The following is a 21,085-nucleotide window of genomic DNA, read 5'->3' on the forward strand; positions in this document are numbered from 1 at the left end:
TGGGTGCAGTGGTTTGCAAGAATTGTGCCCGATTTCGGGCAGGGGTGGTCATGATCTCTTGCGGGATGCTGCTCAGAGGCGTTTGAGTACGGCCTGCTTGGCGGTGGTGAACTCCTCCGCCGTCAGGATCCCGGCCTGGTGCAGCTCGCCCAGTTCACGCAGCCTGCGCAGCAGGGCGTCATGATCGTCACCACTCGCCGGGGAGGGCGTGGGGGCGGGCGCCGGTGCGGGCGCGTTCGCATGTGTGGGGACGGCGTCGGCGGGCTCGGACGTTTTGGCGAGGAGGGTGGGCTCGGGGGCGTGGGCGTTGGGGTGCGGCAGCCGGGCGACCACGGCGGCGGCCACCAGCGCCATCAGGGGGTCCTTGCGGAAGCCGTACAGCTCCACGGCGTGCGGGTCGTACTTGGGCGCCGGGGAATTGCCCCGGCCCACCCGGAAGCGCAGGAAGCCGTTCTCCATCCCGGCGCTCGGCCGCCACTCCACGGCCTCCACATCGCCGAGAGCGAGGGTGGTGGTGCCGCGCGAGGACTTGGACTCCTCGGTCTTCCAGTTCCACTCCAGCCGGACCTGATCGCCGTCGAAGGTGGCCGTCCCGTCGCCCGCGCTCATCGTGATCGGCAGGGAGGGGCCGGGCAGCAGATAGCGCTCGGTGGGACCCGAGTCGATCTCGTCCAGCAGCAGGGAGTTGCGCACCTCGTCCACGAAGTACTCGGCGACGCCCGCGCGGTCGTTCTCCACGGTGAGCCGGTACGGGTCGGAGCCGTCGTTCAGCTTGCTCCCGGCGACGCGCGACAGCGGGTCGGCGCCGTCGCGCAGCCGCAGCCTGAGCCGCCCGGACTTGCGGCCCTGCTCGAAGGTGATGCCCGCCAACGCCCCGAGCGGTACGGCGACTTCGCCGAGTGACTTGCGCAGCAGACTCACCCGCTTGTCCCTGCCGGGCACGATGCGCACCGTGCCGCCGTCGAAGGTCCAGGTGCCGTCCTTCTGGATGATTTCCGCCATGCGCCGATTCTTCCATCCCGTACTTGCGTCCGGGCGGCGTGAGTACGCGTACTCACGCCGCCGCCGGTGCTGCCGGTGACCATGAGGGACACCGCCCGTCGTCGCCCGGAGCACCGGAGGCCCCACATGCTCAGCCGCACCGCTTCCGCACTGGTGCCGGTCTTCGGCCGTCTCACCCTCACGCTGGACGGGGGTGGGGAGCCCGCGCCCGGGAGCATCATCGCCGCGAATCACACCTCCCTCAGCGATCCGGCGATCGTGCTCGCCGCGCTGCGTCAACTGGGCGTCGAGCCGGTCGTGATGGCGGCGGCCGGACTGTGGCGCGTTCCGTTCCTCGGGCGCGCGCTCACCCGGGGCGGGCACATCCCCGTACGCCGCGGCGCCCCCGGAGCCGCCGCCTGCCTCGACTCCGCCGCCGAGGCGCTGGCGCGTGGCCGGCTGGTCCTCATCTACGGCGAAGGCGGCATACCGGAGGGTTCGGGCTCCGCCGAGCTGCCGCCACGCCCCTTCCGCAGCGGTCTCGCCCGCCTCGCCGCCGCCACCGGCGCCCCGGTCGTGCCCCTCGGGCAGGCGGGGGCCCGGCGCGTCACCTCGGGCGGCGCCGCGCGGCAGTTGGCGGGCCTGGCCACCGCGCCCCTGCGCCGCCCGGATCTGTACGTCCACATCGGCGCCCCGGTGCGGCTGACGGGTGACCGGCAGGACGCCACCGCGCAGGCCCACCGCGCGGTCACCGCCGCGTGGCGCACCGCCGCCGGCCGTCTCGCCGGGCAGGCCGCCGTCCCGGCCGTGCCGGCGCGAGCGACCCGCTGAGGGCAGGGGTCAGGCGACCTTGCGGGCCTTCTCGACGGCCGCGGCGAGGTCTTCCAGGATCGGCGCGCACTTGTCGTACGAGTAGATGGGCTCGGTGACACGGGGAACGACCTGTCCCGCCTTGACGGCGGGCAGCCGCGCCCAGGTCGGCTTCGACGCCAGGGCCTCGGGCTGGAGGGCGGAGGAGCGGTTGTCCATCATGATGATGTCGGCCGGGTACGTGTCGATGTTCTCCCAGCTCAACTCCTCGAAGAAGCCCTGTGCGTTGACCTTCGGCTCGACGAACTTCACCCCGAGTTCCTGGAGGTAGAGGGTGTCGGCCGACATCTTCGCGAGGGAGACGTAGAACAGGTCCTGGCTGGCCGAGCCGATCAGCACCCTGATCTCCGGCTTGGACTTCGCGGCGGCCCGCAGCCGGCCGGCCGCCTTCTCGAACCTGGCCTTGGCGTCGGTCACCTTCTTGGCCTTCAGGTCCGCGCCCAGGGACTCGGCAAGGTCCGCGTGGCGCTGGATCGCCTTGGGGACGGTGGTCTCCGCCGCCAGGAGCGCCACACTCGGGGCCAGCTTGAGGATCTTGTCCTCGGACTGCTCGGGGACGTACCAGAGTTCGCCCTCGACCCACTGGGTGGTGACGAGCAGGTCCGGGGCGAGCGCCGCGTACTTCTCGACGTTGAACTCGCCCCAGACATTGCCCAGTATCTCGACCTTGGTGACATCGAGATCGCCCGCCTGGATGTCCGGCTCGCCGCCCTTGGTGGTGGTCGGCCCGAAGACACCCTTGACCTGGATCCCGTAGTCGTGGAGCGCGGCGGCGGTGCCGGTGAAGGCGACGATGTTCTTCGGGACGCTGTCGGCCTCGGCGGTCTCGCCGCGGTCGTCCTCGAAGGACCAGGGGCCCGCCTTCGCGTCGCCGCCCGCGTCCGTACCCGAGTCGTCGCCGTTCCCGCAGGCGGCGAGCGCGACTCCGAGACCGACGGCACCGGTGGCGGCGAGCACACCGCGACGGCTGAGGGGCGAATTGAGGGCGCTGGGCATGTGGATGTCCGCTTTCGTACGAGCCGGAGACCGGCCGATGGGCATGTTTGGGAAGGTTAGCCTAACCTTCCTTGCCTTCGGTCCGTGAGGCGGTGTCCGGACGGATGCGGCAGAGTGGCACGACACTCCACCACCTCGTCCCGCGCAGGAGTCAGCGATGTCCGTTCGCCGCGTCGTACCCAACATCCACGTACAGCCCGAAGGGCTGGAGCGGAGCCGGGAGTTCTACGGCCTGCTGGGCTTCGAGGAGGTCATGAATCAGGGCTGGATCATGACCCTCGCTTCACCGACCACCCCCGGCGCCCAGGTCAGCTTCCTGACCCACGACGCGACGGGGCCGGTGGTCCCTGACACCAGCGTCCAGGTGGACGACGTGGACGCGGCGTACGCCGCGATGCTCGCCAGCGGCGCGGAGATCGTCCACCCGCTGCGCGACGAGGAATGGGGCGTCCGCCGCTTCTTCGTCCGTGACCCCAACGGGCGGGTCGTGAACGTGCTGGAGCACCGCTGAACGGCTCTCTGTATGACGATCCGCGCCACCCACTGGTCTCGCCTGCGTACATCGCGTGTGGGTACCGTCGCGATGACGACTGTCGCCGGCCGCTCTCCGGGGAGGACTGTGCGGCACGTCGGCGGTATCCGAGGGGAGCTGATAGGGACATGCCGCCGCGAGAAGTGTTCACTTCGGCTGTGGCGACGCGGGTGGCGGCTGAGGCATGCCGGCGAGCGGGGCTCGATGGTGATGGCGCCCGCCTGATCCGCCTCGGGGAGAACGCTCTGTTCCGTCTGGGCGCGCGTCCGGTGGTGGTTCGGATCGCTCGGTCGACCGAGTATCTGGATTCCGCGCGGGGTGAGGTGGCTGTGTCTCGCTGGCTGGCTCGTGAGGGCTTCCCAGCGGTGCGGGTTGTGGATGATCTGGAGCAGCCCGTGGTGGTCGATGGTCATCCGGTGACGTTCTGGCATCTGATCGAGGAGGAGGGCCGGAAGGCGTCGTACGGCGAGTTGGGGGCGATCCTCCGCGATCTCCACTCGCTCAGGCTGCCCGCTTCCTTGAGTCTCCTCCCGTATCCGGTGCTGGATCGGACGGATCGGCGTATCGGCGCGGCGGCCGCGATTCCGGCGGACGATCGCGCGTTCCTGCGTAAGCGGGCGCGTGAACTCCGCGGCCGGGTGGAGGAGTTGTGTTTCGGGTCGCCGAAGGGGCCTGTGCACGGGGACGCTCACGTACAGAACCTCATGGTGGACCGTGCTGGTCGGGTGATCCTGATCGATCTGGAGAGGTTCAGTTACGACCATCCTGAGTGGGATCTGATGGTGACGGCCACGGAGCATCACAGCCTGGGTTGGCAGACCCGGCAGGAGTACGGCGCGTTCGTCGGTGCGTACGGGCGGGATCTGCGCTCGTGGGCGGGGTTTGCCACCCTGCGGTCGTTGCAGGAGTTCAACATGACGACGTGGTTGATGCAGAACGTCTCGCAGAGTCCCGAGACAGCGGCGGAGTACGCCCGTCGTATCGCCTCGCTGCGCGACGAGGACGCACCACGCGACTGGAACCCGGGCTGATCCCGCCTATTCGTCGTCCAGTCGTCGCATCGTGGCTTGTACGTCGTTGTTGAAGTGCTGGACGACAGGGTTGTGTGCGTGGACCGAGACTGCCCGCTGGAAGTCGTCCACGTACCGCTGAAAGCGGGCGGACTGAAGGGCGTCGCCTGCTTCGACAGCGAGGCGGGCGGTTGTCACGGCGGCCTCAAGGTCGCCGTTGAGTAGCTGGCTCTGGGCGAGAACCATGCGGCAGAAGCCCAGTGTGCGGGCGTACTCGGGGGCGGTCAGCTCGACTGCGCGTTCGGCGAACCGGACGGCGTCGGGCCCCCGGCCGAGATCCCGGAAGCAGTGGCAGAACTCGCCGGTCAACTCGGCCTCGTCCATGTACGACAGCCACTCGGGGTCCTCGGCACTGTCGGCGCGCTCGAAGAACCGCTCCGCCTCGTTCATCGCGCGGCCGGCACCTTTGTGATCCCCCGAGGTGGCGAGTGCGCGCGCCTCATGTGCGGAGAACAAGGCCAAGGCGCGTGGTGTTGCGGTGGCTCGTCCGCCTTCGACAGAGGCACGGGCGAGCGTGACGGCCCGAGGTGGCTGGCCGTAGTAATTGGCCTGGTGGCTCATGTTCGTCAGGATGCGCGAGCCCATCACCCGGTCGCCGATGATCTGAGTGAGACGCAGCGTCGACATCAGGTAGCGGTCGAACAAGGCGTGGTTGCCGCTGTCGTAGGCGCTCCACGCGAGGAGTTGGGCCATCTCCGATGCCGCTTGGAAAAGGGCTTCCCCGACTCTGGCGCTGTAACTGCCACTCAACAAAGGCAGTACGTCTTCGCGGAAGTAGTGGCGGAATGCCTTGTGCGCGTGGCCACCGCCGAACTGGAAATCAAGCTGCATGAAGAATCCGGCCGCGGTACGGATCGCGGCGACGTCACGCATACCGACTCGGCGCGAGGCGCACGAATCCACGGGTAGGCCGTCCGGGCGCGAGACGAGCCACGACAGGGCGGCCGAGTGCACATCGCTGTCGGGCAATGGGGGTTCGTCACCCGGTCCGTCCTCCGGACGCTGGTGCGTGAGGGTTTCCAAGATGCTCAGCGTCTCGGCCGGCGAACCCGCGTAACGGATGGCGCCTACGGACACTCGCGTCGTATCCGGGAAACCCAGATCCTTCGGCGTGATTGTCCGCCGCAGTTTGTCGCCCAGCGCTTCGGCCGCATATCCGGCGGTCTGCCGCTGAATACCGCCACCGTCCAACCACCGCTGAACAGCGACATGCGTGGTACCCAAGCGGTCGCCGTGCCGCTGAGCCACTTCGCGAACTCTCTTGGCCAGCCCCTTGTTTGAGGCTCCGGCCTCTGTCATGACAGCGGCCAACTGATGGTTCGGGTCTTTGCTCACGCCCTGGTGGCACCTCCGATATCACGCCAAGTGTTCATTCTGTCACAGGACTTCTCGCTGAAAGGGGGTTCATCGTGAACCCTCCGGCCGGAACGACGCGAACCCCCGGTGTGCAAACGAACCCCCTTGTGAACGCTGCCACCCGTTCAAGCAATCTCGTTGACTGTCGAGACAAGAAGCCTCGGCGATGCGTGAGGGCATCTCAGGGCATGGCTCGATCGGTGAAAGCAGGTCCATATGCGCAATCGCATCGGCAGGGTTCACGAGCGGCTGATCAGCCTGTTACTGCCACCGCCCGGCCACCACCGTGCAGCAGGTACAGCCCCTGCCGGCCGTCCGGTGGACGAACCGACGATGGCACTGCCTCGCGTACGCGACCCGTATATCTGGCCCATGATGCGCTACGACGATGTCCGGTCGCCCAGGTCGTATGTCCTGGCGCAGGAGCGACGGCTCGAACGACACGAATGCCGCTGCCAAGCGGGACTGCGGTGCGCCGTACACGGGATGGCGGTGCCGAGATGAGCACACAAGCACGTCTTCTCCCGTGGCCGGGCGAAGACGGACAACGTTCCTACCTCATCACCAGCGACGGCCAAAGCTATCTGTCCACGCTGGCCGACGACATGGAAGAGGTCCAGCTCCAGACAGGCGACACCCTGCTCGTCCACGCAGCGGCGATGCTTCTGGAGAACAAGGTCAGCACCCGTTCCCGTGAGTTGCGCTTCCTCAGCACGCGACTGTGCGAGGCCCTGCGCGACGCACTACGCGTGGCCGAAAGCAGAGGGGCACGTCTCACACCACCGGACGACGACGAACCTGTGGGCGAGGGCCATCAGGACGAGCCCCACCACACACGCCCCACCCACGCGGCAGACCGGTCCGGCTCTCATCTGTAGCCCCGCCCAAGCACCACCGGACCACCCCGAGTCCGGAGGTGACCGGGGTGGTGCGGCGTGCTCTCCGGCCGTAGGTGACGTGAGGCCCCTCATGGCCGGCCTGTGTCGGGTGCCGCGCTCTGAGGGAGCGGTGACCCGAGCGCGGACCTTCCTACGTGTCCCGCTGTCGGCGCACCATCTCGGTGATCCACACGGGCGCGAACGGAGACGTGCAGCCCGGGGGAGTCGGGTAGTCCTTCAGGACCTCCAGGCGCTCACCGACGTCGATCGCACGGGTGCGGTACTCGGCGTGCTCGATGCCGATCTGGGCCAGGCAGGTGTTCATCGCCCACTGCAAGCGATCCGGGGCATCCTTCATCTGCGCCTCGATGACGTCGACCAGTGCGGCGAGGTCGAGGCCGTCGGGCTTCTTCTTCACGCGTTCGGAGGTCAGCGCCCAGCCGGCACTGGCGACCACCGGATCCGGATCGGCGGACCAGGCCAGGCGCAGCTCCTCGGTGTGCGGGTTCTTCTTCACCACGTAGTTCACGAGCCAGTCGTGCACCTTGGGCGCGCGTGCCTCGCGCACCATGGTGTCCAGTTCCTCGCGCCCGAACGCCTTCGGGCGGCAGATCAGGATCGCCAGCAGTCTCGCCGCGGTGTCGTCCGTCTGCCAGAGCCGGCACGCGAGTTCCTGCTGCGTCTTCAGGCGCTTCGCGAGCGCGCGCAGCTTGCCGAGGTTCACACCGTGGTCGTCACCGTGTCTCTCGTTCACCTCGCGAGCCCTCGGGTCCTCGAGGTCCGCCAGCTCCGCCATCACTGCGGCCATCGCCTGGGCCATCGCTTCGGCGGGCGTCGTCGTCTCCGCCACCTCGGCCTCCTGTCCGTCGCGTGCGTACGGGACGCAGCGTACGACGCCCTACAGCCCCAGCTCCCTCGCGATCAGCATCCGCTGGACCTCGCTCGTGCCCTCGCCGATCTCAAGGATCTTGGAGTCGCGCCACATCCTGGCCACCGGGTACTCGTTCATGAAGCCGTAGCCGCCGTGGATCTGGGTGGCCTCGCGGGCGTTGTCCACCGCCACCGTCGAGGAGTAGAGCTTCGCCAGCGCGGCCTGCTTCTTGAACTGCTCGCCGTGGACCAGCCGGGAGGCCGCGTCGCGCCAGCCGAGGCGGGCCATGTGGGCCCGCATCTCCATGTCGGCGATCTTGAACTGGATGGCCTGGTTCGCGCCGATCGGGCGTCCGAAGGCGTGGCGCTCCTTCGCGTACCTCACCGACTCGTCCACGCAGCCCTGCGCCAGACCCGTCGCCAGCGCGGAGATCGCGATGCGGCCCTCGTCCAGGATGCGCAGGAACTGGGCGTACCCCCGGCCCTCCGTGCCGACCAGGTTCGCCAGGGGCACCCGGACGTCGGAGAAGGACAGTTCGCGAGTGTCCGACGCGTTCCAGCCGACCTTCGAGTACGGGGCCGCGACCGTGAAGCCCCGGGTGCCGGACGGGACGATGATCGAGGAGATCTCCGGCCTGCCGTCCTCCTTGCGGCCGGTCACCGCCGTGACCGTGACCAGGGCGGTGATGTCCGTGCCCGAGTTGGTGATGAAGCACTTCGAGCCGTTGATGACCCACTCGTCGCCGTCCCGTACGGCCGTGGTGCGCGTGCCGCCCGCGTCCGAGCCGGCCTCCGGCTCGGTCAGGCCGAACGCGCCCAGGACCTCACCGGAGCACAGCCGCGGCAGCCACTGGCGCTTCTGCTCCTCGGTACCGAAGAGGTACAGCGGCATCGCACCCAGGGAGACGCCCGCCTCGAGGGTGATGGCCACGGAGGAGTCGACGCGGGCCAGCTCCTCCAGGGCGATGCCGAGCGCCATGTAGTCGCCGCCCATGCCGCCGTACTCCTCCGGGAAGGGCAGGCCGAACAGACCCATGCGGCCCATCTCGCGCACGATCTCGTACGGGAACTCGTGCCGCTCGTAGAAGTCGCCGATCTTGGGCGCGACGACGTCCTGTGCGAACGCCTCGACGGTACGGCGCAGTTCGTCGTGCTCCGGTGAGAGCCGGTGGTCCAGGGACATGGCTAGGACTCCTTGTGGGAGAGGGCGCTGACGGTGCGGGAGGGGCTGGGCCGCCCCAACTGTTCGGCCATCCACACGCTGGTGGCGGTGAGAAGGCCGAGATCGACCCCGGTATGGATCCCGAGACCTTGCAGCATCCACAGGAGGTCTTCGGTGGCGAGATTGCCGGTGGCGCTCTTGGCGAACGGGCAGCCGCCCAGGCCGCCCGCCGACGCGTCGACGGTGGTCACCCCGTGCTGGAGCGCGGCGAAGGTGTTGGCCAGTGCCTGGCCGTACGTGTCGTGGAAGTGCACCCCGACCTTCGAGACATGCACGCCCTCCTCGATGAGCGTGGCGAGCAGGCTCTGCACATGGCCGGGGGTGGCCACGCCGATCGTGTCGCCGAGGCTCACCTCGTCGCATCCCATGTCGACGAGATTCCTGACGACCCTGGCGACCTGGTCGACGGGGACGGGACCCTCCCACGGGTCGCCGAAGCACATCGACAGATAGCCGCGGACATGGAGCCGTGCCTCGCGGGCGCGGGAGACGACCGGCTCGAACATGGCCAGCGACTCGTCCAGCGTCCGGTTGAGATTGGCCTTGGCGAAGGACTCGGTCGCGCTGGCGAAGACGGCCACCTGGCGGACACCGAGGGCCAGCGCGCGGTCGAGTCCGCGCTCGTTCGGTACGAGGACGGGCAGCCGTACGTCCTGAAGGTCATCCAGCATCGGGAACAGCCGCTCGGCGTCGGCCAGTTGGGGCACCCAGTCGGGGTGGACGAAGCTGGTCGCCTCGATGGTGGTGAGCCCGGCGGCGGCGAGGCGGTGGATGAACTCCGCCTTGATCTCGGTCGGGACGATCGCCGACTCGTTCTGGAGGCCGTCGCGCGCGCCCACCTCGTGGATACGGATCCGGGACGGCAGGCCCTCGTCCATGACGGTCATGGGGAGCGTCATTTCGCCTCCTCGGGAGCCGTAGGAGCCTCGGCGACGGCGACCGGGGTGACGACCGCCAGCACCTGGTCCATCGCGACGGTGGAACCCGCCCGCACATCCAGCTCCGTGACCGTGCCGGCGTGCGGGGCCGAGATCACGTGCTCCATCTTCATCGCCTCGACCACCAACAGGCCCTGGCCCACGACCACTTCGTCCCCGACCGCCACCTTCACGACCGTGACCGTGCCGGGCATCGGGGCCGTGAGCGCGTCGACGCCGCCCGCGCCCGAAGCGCCGAGCAGCGCCGCCTCCACCGGGTCGTGGTCCTGTACGTGCCAACTGTCGCCGTCCCTGCCGAGCCAGTCGTCCGCGCGGTGGAAGGTGTGCGTCATCCCGTCCACCGTGACGGTCACCCGGCCGGGCTCCACGTGCGACGGGCCGGTGCCGAGCAGTTGGTGAGTGACGGGTTCATGTCCCGCCACGCGCAGATGGTGGGTGACGGGGACGGGCGCGGCCCCCATCCGCCAGCCGTTCGGTACGGAGAAGGGGTCGATCCAGCCGGTGGCGGGGCTCGGGGCGGGGGCCAGGGCCGACTCCCGTACCGCCGCCGCCGCTTCGTACACCTCCGGCGGCACCTGTGTGGGCACCAGCGAGTCCACGTCCCGCTCCACCAGGCCCGTGTCCAGCTCACCCGCCACCACGGCGGGATGGGCCAGCAGCCTCCGTAGGAAGCCGGCGTTCGTCGGGACGCCCAGCGTCACCGTCCGCGCCAGGGCCGCGCGGAGCCTGCGCAGCGCCGTCGCGCGGTCCGGGGCGTGCACGATCACCTTCGACAGCATCGGGTCGTACAGGCTCCCGACCTCCGTGCCCTCGCTCAGACCCGAGTCGGTGCGCACACCGTCGCCCTGCGGCTCGCGCAGCGACAGCACCCGGCCGCCCGACGGCAGGAACCCGCGCGCGGGGTCCTCCGCGCAGATCCGGGCCTCGATCGCGTGCCCGGTGAGGGTGATGTCCTCCTGGGTGAAGGAGAGCCGTTCACCGGCGGCGACGCGCAACTGCCACTCGACCAGATCCAGACCGGTAACCAGCTCGGTGACGGGATGCTCCACCTGGAGGCGGGTGTTCATCTCCATGAAGAAGTACGCGGCCGGGTCGTCGCCCGGCACGATGAACTCCACCGTCCCCGCGCCCCGGTAGCCGCAGGAGCGCGCCGCCCGCACCGCCGCCTCGCCCATCGCCGCGCGCGTCTCGTCGTCCAGCAGGACGGACGGCGCCTCCTCGATGATCTTCTGGTGGCGGCGCTGCAACGAGCACTCGCGCTCGCCGAGATGCACCACGTTGCCGTGCGCGTCGGCCAGCACCTGGATCTCGATGTGGCGCGGCCGGTCGATCCACCGCTCGACCAGCAGCGTGTCGTCGCCGAAGGACGCGCGGGCCTCGCGGCGGGCCGCCGCGATCTCGTCGCGCAGCGCCGACTCCACACGGGTGAGCCGCATGCCCTTGCCGCCGCCGCCCGCCGACGGCTTGAGCAGCACCGGCATCCCGATCTCCCTGGCCGCGTCGGCCAGTTGGTCGTCGGTCAGACCGCTGCCGGAGGAGCCCGGCACCACCGGGACACCGGCCGCCGACACGGTCTGTTTGGCGCGGATCTTGTCGCCCATCAGCGCGATGGCGTCGGCGGTCGGGCCGATGAAGACCAGTCCGGCGTCCGCGCACGCCTGCGCGAAGGCCGCGTTCTCCGCGAGGAAGCCGTAGCCGGGGTGGACCGCCTGCGCGCCGGTACGGGCCGCGGCCTCCAGCAGCCGGTCGCTCGCGAGATAGCTCTCGGAGGCGGGCGCCGGGCCGATCCGCACGGCGGTGTCCGCCTCACGTACATGCCGGGCATCGGCGTCCGCGTCGCTGAAGACCGCGACGGAACGGATACCGAGCGCCCGCAGCGTACGGATGACGCGCACCGCGATCTCGCCGCGGTTCGCGACGAGGACCGTGTCGAACATGCCGGTCGCCGGCCGGGTGGTCACGGGCCGGGTGGTCGTGCTGGTCGTGCTGGTCGTGCTCGTCGTGGTGGTGCTGGTGGTCATCTGTCACTCACATCCGGAAGACGCCGAAGCCGGGGGCGGTGCTGTCCTTCTGGGGAAGCGGGGCGTTGGCGCAGGCCGTCAGCGCCAGACCCACCACCTGACGGGTCTCAAGCGGGTCGATCACCCCGTCGTCCCAGAGCCGCGCCGTCGCGTAATAGGCGTTGCCCTGTGTCTCGTACTGCGCGCGCACCGGGTCCTTGAACGCCTCCTCCTCCGCCGCCGGCCAGTGCTCGCCACGCCCCTCGATCTGGTCGCGCTTGACCGTCGCCAGCACCGAGGCGGCCTGCTCGCCGCCCATGACCGAGATCTTGGCGTTGGGCCACATCCACAGGAAGCGGGGGGAGTAGGCCCGGCCGCACATCGAGTAGTTCCCCGCGCCGTACGAACCGCCGACCACGACCGTGAGCTTCGGCACGCGCGTGCACGCCACGGCCGTCACCATCTTCGCGCCGTGCTTGGCGATGCCACCCGCCTCGTACGCCTTGCCGACCATGAATCCCGAGATGTTCTGGAGGAAGAGCAGCGGGATACCGCGCTGGTCGCACAGCTCGATGAAGTGCGCGCCCTTCTGGGCCGATTCGGAGAACAGGATGCCGTTGTTGGCGACGATTCCCACCGGGTGGCCGTGGATCCGGGCGAAGCCCGTCACCAGCGTCGTACCGAACTCGGACTTGAACTCCGCGAACCGCGAGCCGTCCACCAGCCGGGCGATGACCTCGCGGACGTCGTACGGCGTGCGCGAGTCGACCGGCACCGCCCCGTACAGCCCCGCCGGGTCGACCTTCGGCTCCTGCGCCGGCTCGACCTTCCAGGGAAGCGGGCCGCGCCCGGGGAGTGTCGAGACGATCGTGCGCACGATCCGCAGCGCGTTCGCGTCGTCCTCGGCGAGATGGTCGGTGACCCCCGACGTACGGGAATGGACCTCGCCGCCGCCCAGCTCCTCGGCGGTGACGACCTCGCCGGTCGCCGCCTTCACCAGAGGCGGGCCGCCCAGGAAGATCGTGCCCTGGCCGCGGACGATCACGGCCTCGTCGCTCATCGCGGGCACATACGCGCCGCCCGCCGTGCAGGAGCCGAGGACGGCCGCGATCTGGGGGATACCGGCGCCGGACATCCGCGCCTGGTTGTAGAAGATCCGGCCGAAGTGGTCACGGTCGGGGAAGACCTCGTCCTGCATCGGCAGGAAGGCGCCGCCCGAGTCCACGAGATAGACGCACGGCAGCCTGTTCTCCAGCGCGACCTCCTGGGCGCGCAGATGCTTCTTCACCGTCATCGGGTAGTACGTCCCGCCCTTGACCGTGGCGTCATTGGCGACCACGACCACCTCACGGCCGCCGACGCGGCCGATCCCGGCGATCACCCCGGCCGCCGGCGCCTGGCCGCCGTACATATCCTCCGCCGCCAGCGGGGCCAGCTCCAGGAAGGGCGAGCCCGGGTCCAGCAGGGTGTCCACCCGGTCGCGGGGCAGCAGCTTCCCGCGCGCCACGTGCCGGGCGCGGGACCTCTCGCCGCCGCCGAGCCGGGCGGCGGCGAGCCGGGCGCGCAGCGCGTCGGAGAGCTCCAGATGCGCCGCCTCGTTGGCGCGCCAGGACTCGGACGCCGGGTCCGCGGCGCTCGCCAGCACGGGTGCCTGCTGCATCGGTCGAGCTCCCTCGCACGGTTAATGAGCGTTAACGTATCCCTCTCAGGTTAACGACCGCTAACCGTCCTGTCTAGAATGGTTCTCCATGAGCACCAGGACCGCGGCACCGACCCGCCGCGAGCAGATCCTCAACGAGGCCGCCAGGCTTTTCGCCGAGCGCGGCTTCCACGGCGTGGGCGTCGACGAGATAGGGGCGGCCGTCGGCATCAGCGGACCCGGCCTGTACCGCCATTTCGCGGGCAAGGACGCGATGCTCGCCGAACTGCTCGTCGGCATCAGCGGCCGGCTCCTCGACGGCGGCAGGAAGCGGGTGGCGGCCGTCGCCGGCGACCCGGCGGCCCAGCTCGCCTCGCTGATCGACGGCCATATCGATTTCGCCCTGGACGACCGCCCGCTGATCACGCTGCACGACCGCGAGCTGGACCGGCTGCGCGACAGCGACCGCAAGCTCGTACGGCAGCTCCAGCGGCAGTACGTGGAGCTGTGGGTCGGCGTCGTCCGCGAGATCCACCAGGAGCTTCCCGAGCCGGTCGCGCGCGGCGCCGTGCACGCCGTCTTCGGCCTGCTGAACTCCACCCCGCACCTGAGCCCCACCGGCCGCGGCACACCCCGGCGCGCGGTCGCGGAAACGCTCCTGCGCCGCTTGGCGCACGGCGCGTTCGCCGCCCTCGGTGAGGAGGAGGACGGCGCGACGCGCCGGAGCTGACCAGCCCTTGGTCCTTCAGCCCTTGGCCCTTAGCCCTTAGCCCTTGGTCCTCAGTCCTTAGTCCTTCAGCGTGGCCAGCTCCCTGGCCAGCGTCTCCACCGGCTGGAAGGTCGCGCCGAGCAGCGCCACATGTTTCCAGTGCAGCGTGCCGTCCGGCGCGATCAGGAAGACCGCGCGGCGCAGCCCGATCCCCGGTGCGGCGATCCCGAACGCCCGCGCCACCGTCCGGCCGGTATCGGCGAGCAGCGGGATCCGCAGGCTGTACTTACGGGCGAACGCCTCGTGGCTGTCGACGTCCTGCGGACTGATGCCCCAGACCTCGGCCCCCAGCTCGGTGAACGTCTCCAGGCCGCTGGAGTACGAGCACAACTGCTTGGTGCAGACGCTGGTGTCGTCACCGGGGTAGAAGGCCAGGACCAGCGGACGGCCCCGGTGCTCCTCGAGCCGGTACTCCCTCCGTACGAAGGTGCCGTCCGCGTCCAGGACTCCGCCGGGCAGGGCGAAGTCCTCCACCGGACGGCCAAGGCCGGGTGATGCTGCCACAAGAAGCTCCTCGCTGGTTCGGGTGTGCGGTAAGTGCGGTAGGTGCGGTCAGCGTCCAGTCACCGGGACGAGCGGCACCGCGCGGACACCTGACGGCACAATGGGCTCATGCCGATACCCAGCCGCGAAGCTCTCGTCGACCACCTCGTCCGCACGCGTATCGCCGGAGACGTGGCCACTCCCAGGGACAACAACCTCTCCCACTATCGCAAGCTCGCCAACGGCGACCGCCATTTCTGGCTGGGCCTGGAGCTCGGCGACCGCTGGACCGACGAGCAGGACGTGCTCGCCGTGATGGCCGAACGGTGCGGTGTCAGCGACGATCCGGAGCACCGGCACGGCCAGGACACCATCGATCCCGAGCTGACCGTCGACGCCCTGGAGCGGATGGCGGCGCGGCTGCGCAAGGCGGCGGCGGGCCGCGAGCGGGTGCTGTTCGCCACCGGCCACCCCGGCGGGCTGCTGGACGTGCACCGGCAGACGGCGGACGCGCTGCGGCTGGCGGGCTGCGAGATTATCCGGATTCCCGGGGGGCTCATGGCCGACGAGGGCATGGTCTTCCAGTTCGCTGGAGTCGCGATGCTGGAGCGCGGCGCGACGCTGTGGCACACCCACTCGCCGGAGCCGATGCGGGCCATCCTGGACGGTCTGGAGCGCGACGGCAGACCACAGCCGGACCTGGTGCTCGCCGACCACGGCTGGGCGGGCTGCGCGGGCGCGCGGGGGCTCGACTCCATCGGGTACGCGGACTGCAACGACCCGGCCCTGTTCATCGGCGAGGCGGAGGGCACCCTCCAGGTGACGGTCCCGCTGGACGACCATGTGACGGACCCGCGCTTCTACGACCCCATGACGGAGTACCTGCTGAACGCGGCGGGCCTCACGAACACCGTCTGAGGCCGGACGGGACGGACGCCGCGCACCACCCCCGGCAGCGGCGTACGAGACCCCGCACAAGACCCGCACGAGATCCCGCACCAGATTCCCCGAGCGGCACCAAGGCAGCACCAAGGCAGCACAGCAGCCCGGCGCTGAAGAACAGCGGCCGGGCTCAGTCGCGCCCCGTCCCGGACTCCCTGGGCACGCGCATGACGCCTTCCTGGATCACCGAGATCGCCAGCCGCCCGTCCTTCGTGTAGATGCGCGCCTGGCCGAGCCCACGGCCGCCTGACGCGGACGGCGACGTCTGGTCGTACAGCAGCCACTCGTCCGCGCGGAAGGGACGGTGGAACCACATCGCGTGATCCAGACTCGCCCCGACGATGTCACCGGTCGCCCAGCCGCCTCTGCCGTGCGCGAGCAGCACCGAGTCCAGCAACGTCATGTCGGAGACGTACGTCGCCATGCAGACGTGCAGCAGCGGGTCGTCCGCGAGCGTGCCGGCCGTGCGGAACCACACCTGGGAGCGGGCCTCGCGCGGCTCCCCGGCCGTGGCGTACGGCGGGGCGTCCACGTAGCGCAGATCCACCGCCGCCCGCGCCTGAAGCAGCCGCTGCGCCACGGACGGGTCGGCGAACCGGTCCGCGTAGCGGGGCAGCAACTCCTCGGCCGGCGGCAGGCTTTCGGGGTCCGGCGCCGGCGGCATCTCCGCCTGGTGCTCCAGGCCCTCCTCGTACGTCTGGAAGGACGCCGACAGATGGAAGATCGGCCGGCCGTGCTGGACGGCCACGACCCGGCGCGTGGTGAAGGACCGGCCGTCGCGGATGCGGTCGACCGTGTAGACGATCGGCGCGCCCGGATCGCCCGCCCGCAGGAAGTACGAGTGCAGGGAGTGGGCCGGGCGGTCGGCGGGGACGGTACGGCCGGCGGCCACCAGGGCCTGCGCGGCGACCTGCCCTCCGTAGACACGGGGGATCGCCGCCGGGCGGCTCAGACCCCGGAAGATGTCCTGGTCGATCCGCTCCAGGTCGAGCAGATCGACAAGCGACTGAAGTGCGTTCATGGCGGCGATCGTTCTTACAGGCCCATGGACTTGGCGATGATCATCTTCATGACCTCGCTGGTGCCGCCGTAGATGCGGTTGACGCGGTTGTCCGCGTACAGACGGGCGATCGGGTACTCGTTCATATAGCCGTAGCCGCCGTGCAGTTGGAGGCACTTGTCGATCACCCGGTGCGCGACCTCCGTACAGAACAGCTTCGCCGACGCGGCCTCGGCGGCGGACAGCTCGCCCGCGTCATGCGCTTCGAGGGCGCGGTCGCAGACCGCCTCGGCGGCGTCGACCTCGGCCTTGCAGGCGGCCAGTTCGAACTTGGTGTTCTGGAAGGAGGCGACGGTCTTGCCGAAGACCGTGCGGTCCTGCACGTACTGCTGGGCGAACCGGATGGCGGCCGACGCCTGCGCGTACGCGCCGAAGGCGATGCCCAGGCGCTCCTGCGGCAGATTCTGGCCGAGGTAGGAGAAGCCCTTGTTCTCCTCGCCGAGCAGGTCGTCGACGGGCACCTTGACGTCGCTGAAGGACAGTTCGGCGGTGTCCGAGGACTTCAGGCCCAGTTTGTCGAGCTTGCGGCCCACCGCGTACCCCTCGGACCTGGTGTCCACGACGAAGAGCGAGATGCCGTGCCTGCGGTCCTCGGGGCTCGGCGGGGCGGTGCGGGCGCAGACGATGACGCGGTCGGCGTGCACGCCGCCGGTGATGAAGGTCTTCGCGCCGTTGAGGACGTAGTGCGTGCCGTCGGCGGAGAGCTTGGCCGTGGTCTTCATGCCCGCGAGGTCGGAGCCGGTGCCGGGCTCGGTCATCGCGATGGCGTACATGGTCTCGCCGGTCACGAAGCCGGGCAGCCACCGCTTCTTCTGCTCCTCGGTGGCGTACGCCTTCACATACGGCAGACAGAGCGCGACATGCACGCTGGAACCTCCGAAGGAGACGCCCGCGCGGGCGCACTCCTCGGAGACGATCGCCTGGAACTTGAAGGACTCCTCGCCCGCGCCGCCGTACTCCTCGGGCACCTCGATACCGAAGATGCCCAACTCGCCGAGCTTGTAGTAGAACTCGCGGGGCACCAGGCCCGCCGCGTACCACTCGTCGTAGACGGGGACGACCTCGGCCTCGATGAAGGCGCGCAGGGTCTCCCGGAACGCCTCGTGGTCCTCGTTGAACACCGTACGGCGCACGTGAAGCCTCCTGTATCGACCTGTCGAACGCGCTGCGGGCGCACGCTTCGAGCATGCTCCAAGGGCACTGGCTAAGCGCTTGCTCAGTCAAAGTTACCCGGCGGTTCGCACGGGTGTCCAGACAGAGGGGATGTCGGCGGCATCACAGCCGGCGCAGCGCGAACCAGAGGTCCATCCGGACGTCCGCCTCGTCCAGGTCCGCGTCCAGCAGCGCCGCGCAGCGGGCGATGCGCTGGCGCACCGTGTTGCGGTGGACGGCCAGGGCCACCGCCGTACGGTCCCAACTGCCGTGCAGCGACAGCCAGGTGCGCAGCGTCTCGGTCAGCGCGGGTGAGCCGGTGATCGGGGCCAGCCGGGCGCGGGCGTGGGCGGCGGCCTCTTCAGGAGGCACGAGCGCGGTGAGGGCGTCGGGGCCGGGCTCACGGTGGCGTACGACGTCGGCGCGGGTGGCCTCCGCGCGGCGCAGGGCGCGCCGCGCGTGGGTGTCGGCCTCGGCCAGGGCGGCGGCGTCGACGGGGGTGACGGGGGCGCTCGCTCCGAGCGTCCAGCCGGGCTGCGCGGTGACCGGGCGGTCGGTGAGGACGCGGACGGTGGTGCCGTCCGTGTCGGCCAGCGCGCTGCCGAGCGCCGCCGCCAGCGCGGACGCGGCGAAGGGTGTGTCGCCGCCGTGCGCGTGCACGACCGTCCAGGGCCCCGGGCCGAGCAGCGGCGCCGCCTCGGCGGGCGTGGCGCCCAGCAGCAGCCGTACGAGCGCCGCCGAGCGCGCGGCCTCCGCCGCGCCCTGGTGCGGCGCCGTGAGCAGCGACAGCAGGACGACGGCCATGCCTGTGACGGTGTGGTCCCCGGCCTCCCGGCCCCCGGCGGCGACGCCCAGGACGAGGCCCTGGCCGCCGCCCAGCGCGTAGGCGGCCAGACGGGCGTCCCCGACGGTGTCGGTGGCGGAGGCGGGCGCGGAGGCGGGCACGGAGGCGGACGTGGAGGCGGACGCGGATCCTCTGGGCGCGGGGGCTCCGCCCGGGGGGTTCACCACGCGCGCCAGCCGGGCCAGCGCCGTACGGGATCCCGGCGCCGGGTCGCGGCCCGTGGCGTGCAACTCCGCGCCGTCCGGGGCGAACAGCACCGCGCGTCCACCGAGCCGTACCGCGAGCTGGCGCAGCACCGCCGGGACCGGGTCGGGACGGGCGGCGGCAGCCGCGAGCCCCTGCTGGGCCTCGGTGACCCGGCGCAGCTCGCGGTGGCGGGCCTCGGCCATCAGCCGCCACACCCCGCGCGCCACGGTGGTGAACGGGGTGCGCCGGGGGATCTCCAGCAGCGGCAGCCCGTGCCGGCCGCACGCCTCGACCAGGCTGTCCGGGACCGTGTCGTACACCGGCGCGACCCCGAAGCCGAGCGCCGCCGCGCCCGCCTCGACGACCCTTCTTACATACGTGTCGGCGTGCGCGTCCGTGAGCTGCACGCCCGCCGTCAGCAGCAGCTCACCGCCGAGCAGATACGGGTACGGGTCGGCCATCTCCGAGGTGTGCACCCAGTGGACGGCGACGCCCTCCGTAGGAGCGTCCGGCAGACCCGCGATCAGGCGCAGGCCGAGCGTGTCGTCCGCGAGCAGTGCGGCCAGCGAGACCGGCGGGGTGGGCGGAGCGGAGAGTTCCGGCATGGATGGTCCATCCATCGGCAGGGAGAAGGATGGATGAAACGTACACTTCAGCGTTCCTTTCCGGCCACCTACCGTCGACTCGCACAAGGCAGCACCCCGGAGTTGACCAGGAGCAGGAGGAAGCCCCATGGCTGTGGACTACGCGGTGATCGCCGTCTATCTCGCCGGCATGCTCGCCATGGGCTGGTGGGGCATGCGCCGCGCCAAGTCCAAGAGCGAGTTCCTGGTGGCGGGCCGCCGGCTCAGCCCCTGGATGTACTCCGGCACGATGGCCGCCATCGTGCTCGGCGGCGCCTCCACCATCGGCGGCGTCGGCCTCGGCTACCAGTACGGTCTCTCCGGCGCCTGGATGGTCTTCACCATCGGCCTCGGACTGCTGGCCCTGTCGGTGTTCTTCTCCGCCCGCATCGCCCGGCTGAAGGTCTACACCGTCTCCGAGATGCTCGACCTTCGGTACGGAGGACGCGCCGGCATCATCTCCGGACTGGTGATGTGGGGCTACACCCTGATGCTCGCGGTCACCTCGACCATCGCGTACGCCACGATCTTCGACGTCCTGTTCGACATGCACCGCACCGTCGCCATCATCCTGGGCGGCGCGATCGTCGTCGCGTACTCGGCGCTCGGCGGCATGTGGTCGATCACGCTCACGGACATGGTGCAGTTCGTCGTCAAGACGATCGGTGTGCTGCTGCTCCTGCTGCCCATCGCCGTCGTCAAGGCGGGCGGCTTCAGCGAGATGAAGGCGAAGCTTCCTACGGAGTACTTCGACCCGCTGGGCATCGGCGGCGAGACGATCTTCACCTATGTGCTGATCTATACCTTCGGCATGCTGATCGGACAGGACATCTGGCAGCGCGTGTTCACCGCGCGCAGCGACACCACCGCCCGCTGGGGCGGCACCGTCGCCGGTACCTACTGCCTCCTCTACGCGATCGCCGGAGCCGTCATCGGTACCGCGGCCAAGGTCCTCTACCCCAAGCTGCCGAGCGCCGACGACGCGTTCGCCACCATCGTCAAGGACGAACTCCCGCCGGGCGTACGGGGACTGGTGCTGGCCGCCGCCCTCGCCGCCGTGATGTCGACGTCCTCGGGCGCGCTGATCGCCTGCGCCACCGTCGCCAACAACGACATCTGGGCGCGGCTGCGGGAACTGGTCGGGCGGCGCGAGGGGCGGGCGGACGCGGTGGGGGAGCGGGACGAGGTGCGGGAGCGGGACGAGGTGCGGGACAACCGCGCATTCATCCTGGTCATGGGCCTCGCCGTCATCTGCATCGCCATCGCCCTCAACGACGTCGTCGGCGCCCTGACCGTCGCGTACAACCTGCTCGTCGGCGGCCTGCTGGTGCCCATCCTCGGCGGCCTCCTGTGGAAGCGCGGCACCGTGCAGGGCGCGCTCGCCGCGATGGTCGTGGGCGGACTGACCGTGATCGCCCTGATGTCGGCGTACGGCATCCTGGCCAACGAGCCCATCTACTACGGGCTGCTCGCCTCGCTGGCGGTCTACCTCGTCGTCAGCCTGGCGACCAAGCCCACGGACGCGGCCGTGCTGGCCGCGTGGCGCGCCCGCCTCGCGGGCGAGGGCGCGGACGAGAGCGGCGGGGCCGGGGACGGTCCCCGGGAACCGTCCCTCCCGGCCGGAAGCACAAGCTGAGCCCCGCATGCCCCGCATGCCCCGCATGCCCCGCACGC

The 21,085-nt window shown here is 70.3% G+C and carries 19 protein-coding genes; 7 read left to right on the forward strand and 12 right to left on the reverse strand.

Annotated features, from left to right (window positions below):
- Positions 1-72 precede the first annotated feature (72 nt).
- A complete protein-coding gene (locus tag OG329_RS28230; protein ID WP_405799136.1) occupies positions 73-1,002 on the reverse strand; it encodes a DUF4429 domain-containing protein in 930 nt (309 codons plus the stop codon).
- A 126-nt stretch (positions 1,003-1,128) separates the two neighbouring features.
- Here OG329_RS28230 and OG329_RS28235 point away from each other — a divergent pair, with 126 nt between their 5' ends.
- Positions 1,129-1,812 carry a lysophospholipid acyltransferase family protein gene (locus tag OG329_RS28235; RefSeq protein ID WP_405799138.1) on the forward strand — a complete coding sequence of 228 codons (684 nt, stop codon included), beginning with the start codon at positions 1,129-1,131 and terminating at the stop codon, positions 1,810-1,812.
- 9 nt (positions 1,813-1,821) lie between these two features.
- Here OG329_RS28235 and OG329_RS28240 read toward each other — a convergent pair whose 3' ends face one another.
- A complete protein-coding gene (locus OG329_RS28240) occupies positions 1,822-2,847 on the reverse strand; it encodes an ABC transporter substrate-binding protein (RefSeq protein ID WP_405799140.1) in 1,026 nt (341 codons plus the stop codon).
- 157 nt (positions 2,848-3,004) lie between these two features.
- On the opposite strand from OG329_RS28240, the gene OG329_RS28245 reads away from it, so the two are divergent.
- Both OG329_RS28245 and OG329_RS28250 read left to right on the forward strand, forming a co-directional pair.
- The gene (locus OG329_RS28245; RefSeq protein ID WP_405799141.1) at positions 3,005-3,358 is read left to right on the forward strand and encodes a VOC family protein; all 354 of its coding nucleotides are present in this window, start codon (positions 3,005-3,007) and stop codon (positions 3,356-3,358) included.
- A 149-nt stretch (positions 3,359-3,507) separates the two neighbouring features.
- A complete protein-coding gene (locus OG329_RS28250; protein ID WP_405799142.1) occupies positions 3,508-4,410 on the forward strand; it encodes a phosphotransferase enzyme family protein in 903 nt (300 codons plus the stop codon).
- A 6-nt stretch (positions 4,411-4,416) separates the two neighbouring features.
- On the opposite strand, the gene OG329_RS28255 is transcribed toward OG329_RS28250, so the two are convergent.
- A complete protein-coding gene (locus tag OG329_RS28255; RefSeq protein ID WP_405799144.1) occupies positions 4,417-5,784 on the reverse strand; it encodes a sporulation protein in 1,368 nt (455 codons plus the stop codon).
- A 521-nt stretch (positions 5,785-6,305) separates the two neighbouring features.
- Between OG329_RS28255 and OG329_RS28260 the strand changes: the two genes are divergently transcribed.
- Positions 6,306-6,683 (forward strand): hypothetical protein, encoded by a 378-nt coding sequence (locus tag OG329_RS28260; protein ID WP_405799146.1) that lies wholly within the window; start codon positions 6,306-6,308, stop codon positions 6,681-6,683.
- Between the two features lie 151 nt (positions 6,684-6,834).
- On the opposite strand, the gene OG329_RS28265 is transcribed toward OG329_RS28260, so the two are convergent.
- The 5 genes from OG329_RS28265 to OG329_RS28285 form a co-directional block, all read right to left on the reverse strand.
- Positions 6,835-7,503 carry a DNA alkylation repair protein gene (locus tag OG329_RS28265; RefSeq protein ID WP_405802065.1) on the reverse strand — a complete coding sequence of 223 codons (669 nt, stop codon included), beginning with the start codon at positions 7,501-7,503 and terminating at the stop codon, positions 6,835-6,837.
- Between the two features lie 78 nt (positions 7,504-7,581).
- A complete protein-coding gene (locus OG329_RS28270) occupies positions 7,582-8,736 on the reverse strand; it encodes an acyl-CoA dehydrogenase family protein (protein WP_405799148.1) in 1,155 nt (384 codons plus the stop codon).
- Positions 8,737-8,738: 2 nt separating this feature from the next.
- Complete coding sequence (locus tag OG329_RS28275; RefSeq protein WP_405799150.1) at positions 8,739-9,674, reverse strand: hydroxymethylglutaryl-CoA lyase; 936 nt, start codon at positions 9,672-9,674, stop codon at positions 8,739-8,741.
- Positions 9,671-11,650, reverse strand: coding sequence for an acetyl-CoA carboxylase biotin carboxylase subunit (locus OG329_RS28280; protein ID WP_405802066.1), 1,980 nt, complete (start codon positions 11,648-11,650; stop codon positions 9,671-9,673). The genes OG329_RS28275 and OG329_RS28280 overlap by 4 nt, the downstream gene beginning before the upstream one ends.
- A 91-nt stretch (positions 11,651-11,741) precedes the next feature.
- Entirely contained in the window at positions 11,742-13,373 is a 1,632-nt protein-coding gene (locus OG329_RS28285; RefSeq protein ID WP_405799151.1) for a carboxyl transferase domain-containing protein, read from the reverse strand.
- A gap of 88 nt (positions 13,374-13,461) precedes the next feature.
- On the opposite strand from OG329_RS28285, the gene OG329_RS28290 reads away from it, so the two are divergent.
- On the forward strand, positions 13,462-14,082 hold the full coding sequence (locus OG329_RS28290) for a TetR/AcrR family transcriptional regulator (protein ID WP_405799153.1): 621 nt from the start codon (positions 13,462-13,464) through the stop codon (positions 14,080-14,082).
- A 57-nt stretch (positions 14,083-14,139) separates the two neighbouring features.
- Here the strand turns inward: OG329_RS28290 and OG329_RS28295 are convergent, their stop codons facing one another.
- The gene (locus tag OG329_RS28295; RefSeq protein WP_405799155.1) at positions 14,140-14,625 is read right to left on the reverse strand and encodes a peroxiredoxin; all 486 of its coding nucleotides are present in this window, start codon (positions 14,623-14,625) and stop codon (positions 14,140-14,142) included.
- A gap of 108 nt (positions 14,626-14,733) precedes the next feature.
- Here OG329_RS28295 and OG329_RS28300 point away from each other — a divergent pair, with 108 nt between their 5' ends.
- A complete protein-coding gene (locus OG329_RS28300) occupies positions 14,734-15,522 on the forward strand; it encodes a phosphatase (RefSeq protein WP_405799157.1) in 789 nt (262 codons plus the stop codon).
- Positions 15,523-15,676: 154 nt separating this feature from the next.
- On the opposite strand, the gene OG329_RS28305 is transcribed toward OG329_RS28300, so the two are convergent.
- The 3 genes from OG329_RS28305 to OG329_RS28315 form a co-directional block, all read right to left on the reverse strand.
- Entirely contained in the window at positions 15,677-16,567 is an 891-nt protein-coding gene (locus OG329_RS28305; protein WP_405799158.1) for an acyl-CoA thioesterase, read from the reverse strand.
- A gap of 14 nt (positions 16,568-16,581) precedes the next feature.
- Complete coding sequence (locus tag OG329_RS28310) at positions 16,582-17,739, reverse strand: acyl-CoA dehydrogenase family protein (protein ID WP_405799160.1); 1,158 nt, start codon at positions 17,737-17,739, stop codon at positions 16,582-16,584.
- Positions 17,740-17,881: 142 nt separating this feature from the next.
- Positions 17,882-19,393 carry a PucR family transcriptional regulator gene (locus OG329_RS28315; protein ID WP_405799162.1) on the reverse strand — a complete coding sequence of 504 codons (1,512 nt, stop codon included), beginning with the start codon at positions 19,391-19,393 and terminating at the stop codon, positions 17,882-17,884.
- 127 nt (positions 19,394-19,520) lie between these two features.
- Here OG329_RS28315 and OG329_RS28320 point away from each other — a divergent pair, with 127 nt between their 5' ends.
- The gene (locus OG329_RS28320; protein ID WP_405799164.1) at positions 19,521-21,047 is read left to right on the forward strand and encodes a sodium:solute symporter; all 1,527 of its coding nucleotides are present in this window, start codon (positions 19,521-19,523) and stop codon (positions 21,045-21,047) included.
- Positions 21,048-21,085 lie beyond the last annotated feature (38 nt).

Source organism: Streptomyces sp. NBC_01506 (genome assembly GCF_045040295.1).
GTDB lineage: Bacteria > Actinomycetota > Actinomycetes > Streptomycetales > Streptomycetaceae > Streptomyces.

Excerpts from the sequence above, each read along its gene's own strand:
- OG329_RS28240 (WP_405799140.1), bottom strand. The coding sequence starts at position 2,847 with ATGCCCAGCGCCCTCAATTCGCCCCTCAGCCGTCGCGGTGTGCTCGCC.
- OG329_RS28290 (WP_405799153.1), top strand. The coding sequence starts at position 13,462 with ATGAGCACCAGGACCGCGGCACCGACCCGCCGCGAGCAGATCCTCAAC.
- OG329_RS28315 (WP_405799162.1), bottom strand. The coding sequence starts at position 19,393 with ATGCCGGAACTCTCCGCTCCGCCCACCCCGCCGGTCTCGCTGGCCGCA.
- OG329_RS28285 (WP_405799151.1), bottom strand. The coding sequence starts at position 13,373 with ATGCAGCAGGCACCCGTGCTGGCGAGCGCCGCGGACCCGGCGTCCGAG.
- OG329_RS28250 (WP_405799142.1), top strand. The coding sequence starts at position 3,508 with ATGCCGCCGCGAGAAGTGTTCACTTCGGCTGTGGCGACGCGGGTGGCG.
- OG329_RS28260 (WP_405799146.1), top strand. The coding sequence starts at position 6,306 with ATGAGCACACAAGCACGTCTTCTCCCGTGGCCGGGCGAAGACGGACAA.
- OG329_RS28230 (WP_405799136.1), bottom strand. The coding sequence starts at position 1,002 with ATGGCGGAAATCATCCAGAAGGACGGCACCTGGACCTTCGACGGCGGC.
- OG329_RS28265 (WP_405802065.1), bottom strand. The coding sequence starts at position 7,503 with ATGGCCCAGGCGATGGCCGCAGTGATGGCGGAGCTGGCGGACCTCGAG.
- OG329_RS28270 (WP_405799148.1), bottom strand. The coding sequence starts at position 8,736 with ATGTCCCTGGACCACCGGCTCTCACCGGAGCACGACGAACTGCGCCGT.
- OG329_RS28235 (WP_405799138.1), top strand. The coding sequence starts at position 1,129 with ATGCTCAGCCGCACCGCTTCCGCACTGGTGCCGGTCTTCGGCCGTCTC.
- OG329_RS28275 (WP_405799150.1), bottom strand. The coding sequence starts at position 9,674 with ATGACGCTCCCCATGACCGTCATGGACGAGGGCCTGCCGTCCCGGATC.
- OG329_RS28320 (WP_405799164.1), top strand. The coding sequence starts at position 19,521 with ATGGCTGTGGACTACGCGGTGATCGCCGTCTATCTCGCCGGCATGCTC.
- OG329_RS28300 (WP_405799157.1), top strand. The coding sequence starts at position 14,734 with ATGCCGATACCCAGCCGCGAAGCTCTCGTCGACCACCTCGTCCGCACG.
- OG329_RS28305 (WP_405799158.1), bottom strand. The coding sequence starts at position 16,567 with ATGAACGCACTTCAGTCGCTTGTCGATCTGCTCGACCTGGAGCGGATC.
- OG329_RS28245 (WP_405799141.1), top strand. The coding sequence starts at position 3,005 with ATGTCCGTTCGCCGCGTCGTACCCAACATCCACGTACAGCCCGAAGGG.
- OG329_RS28280 (WP_405802066.1), bottom strand. The coding sequence starts at position 11,650 with ATGTTCGACACGGTCCTCGTCGCGAACCGCGGCGAGATCGCGGTGCGC.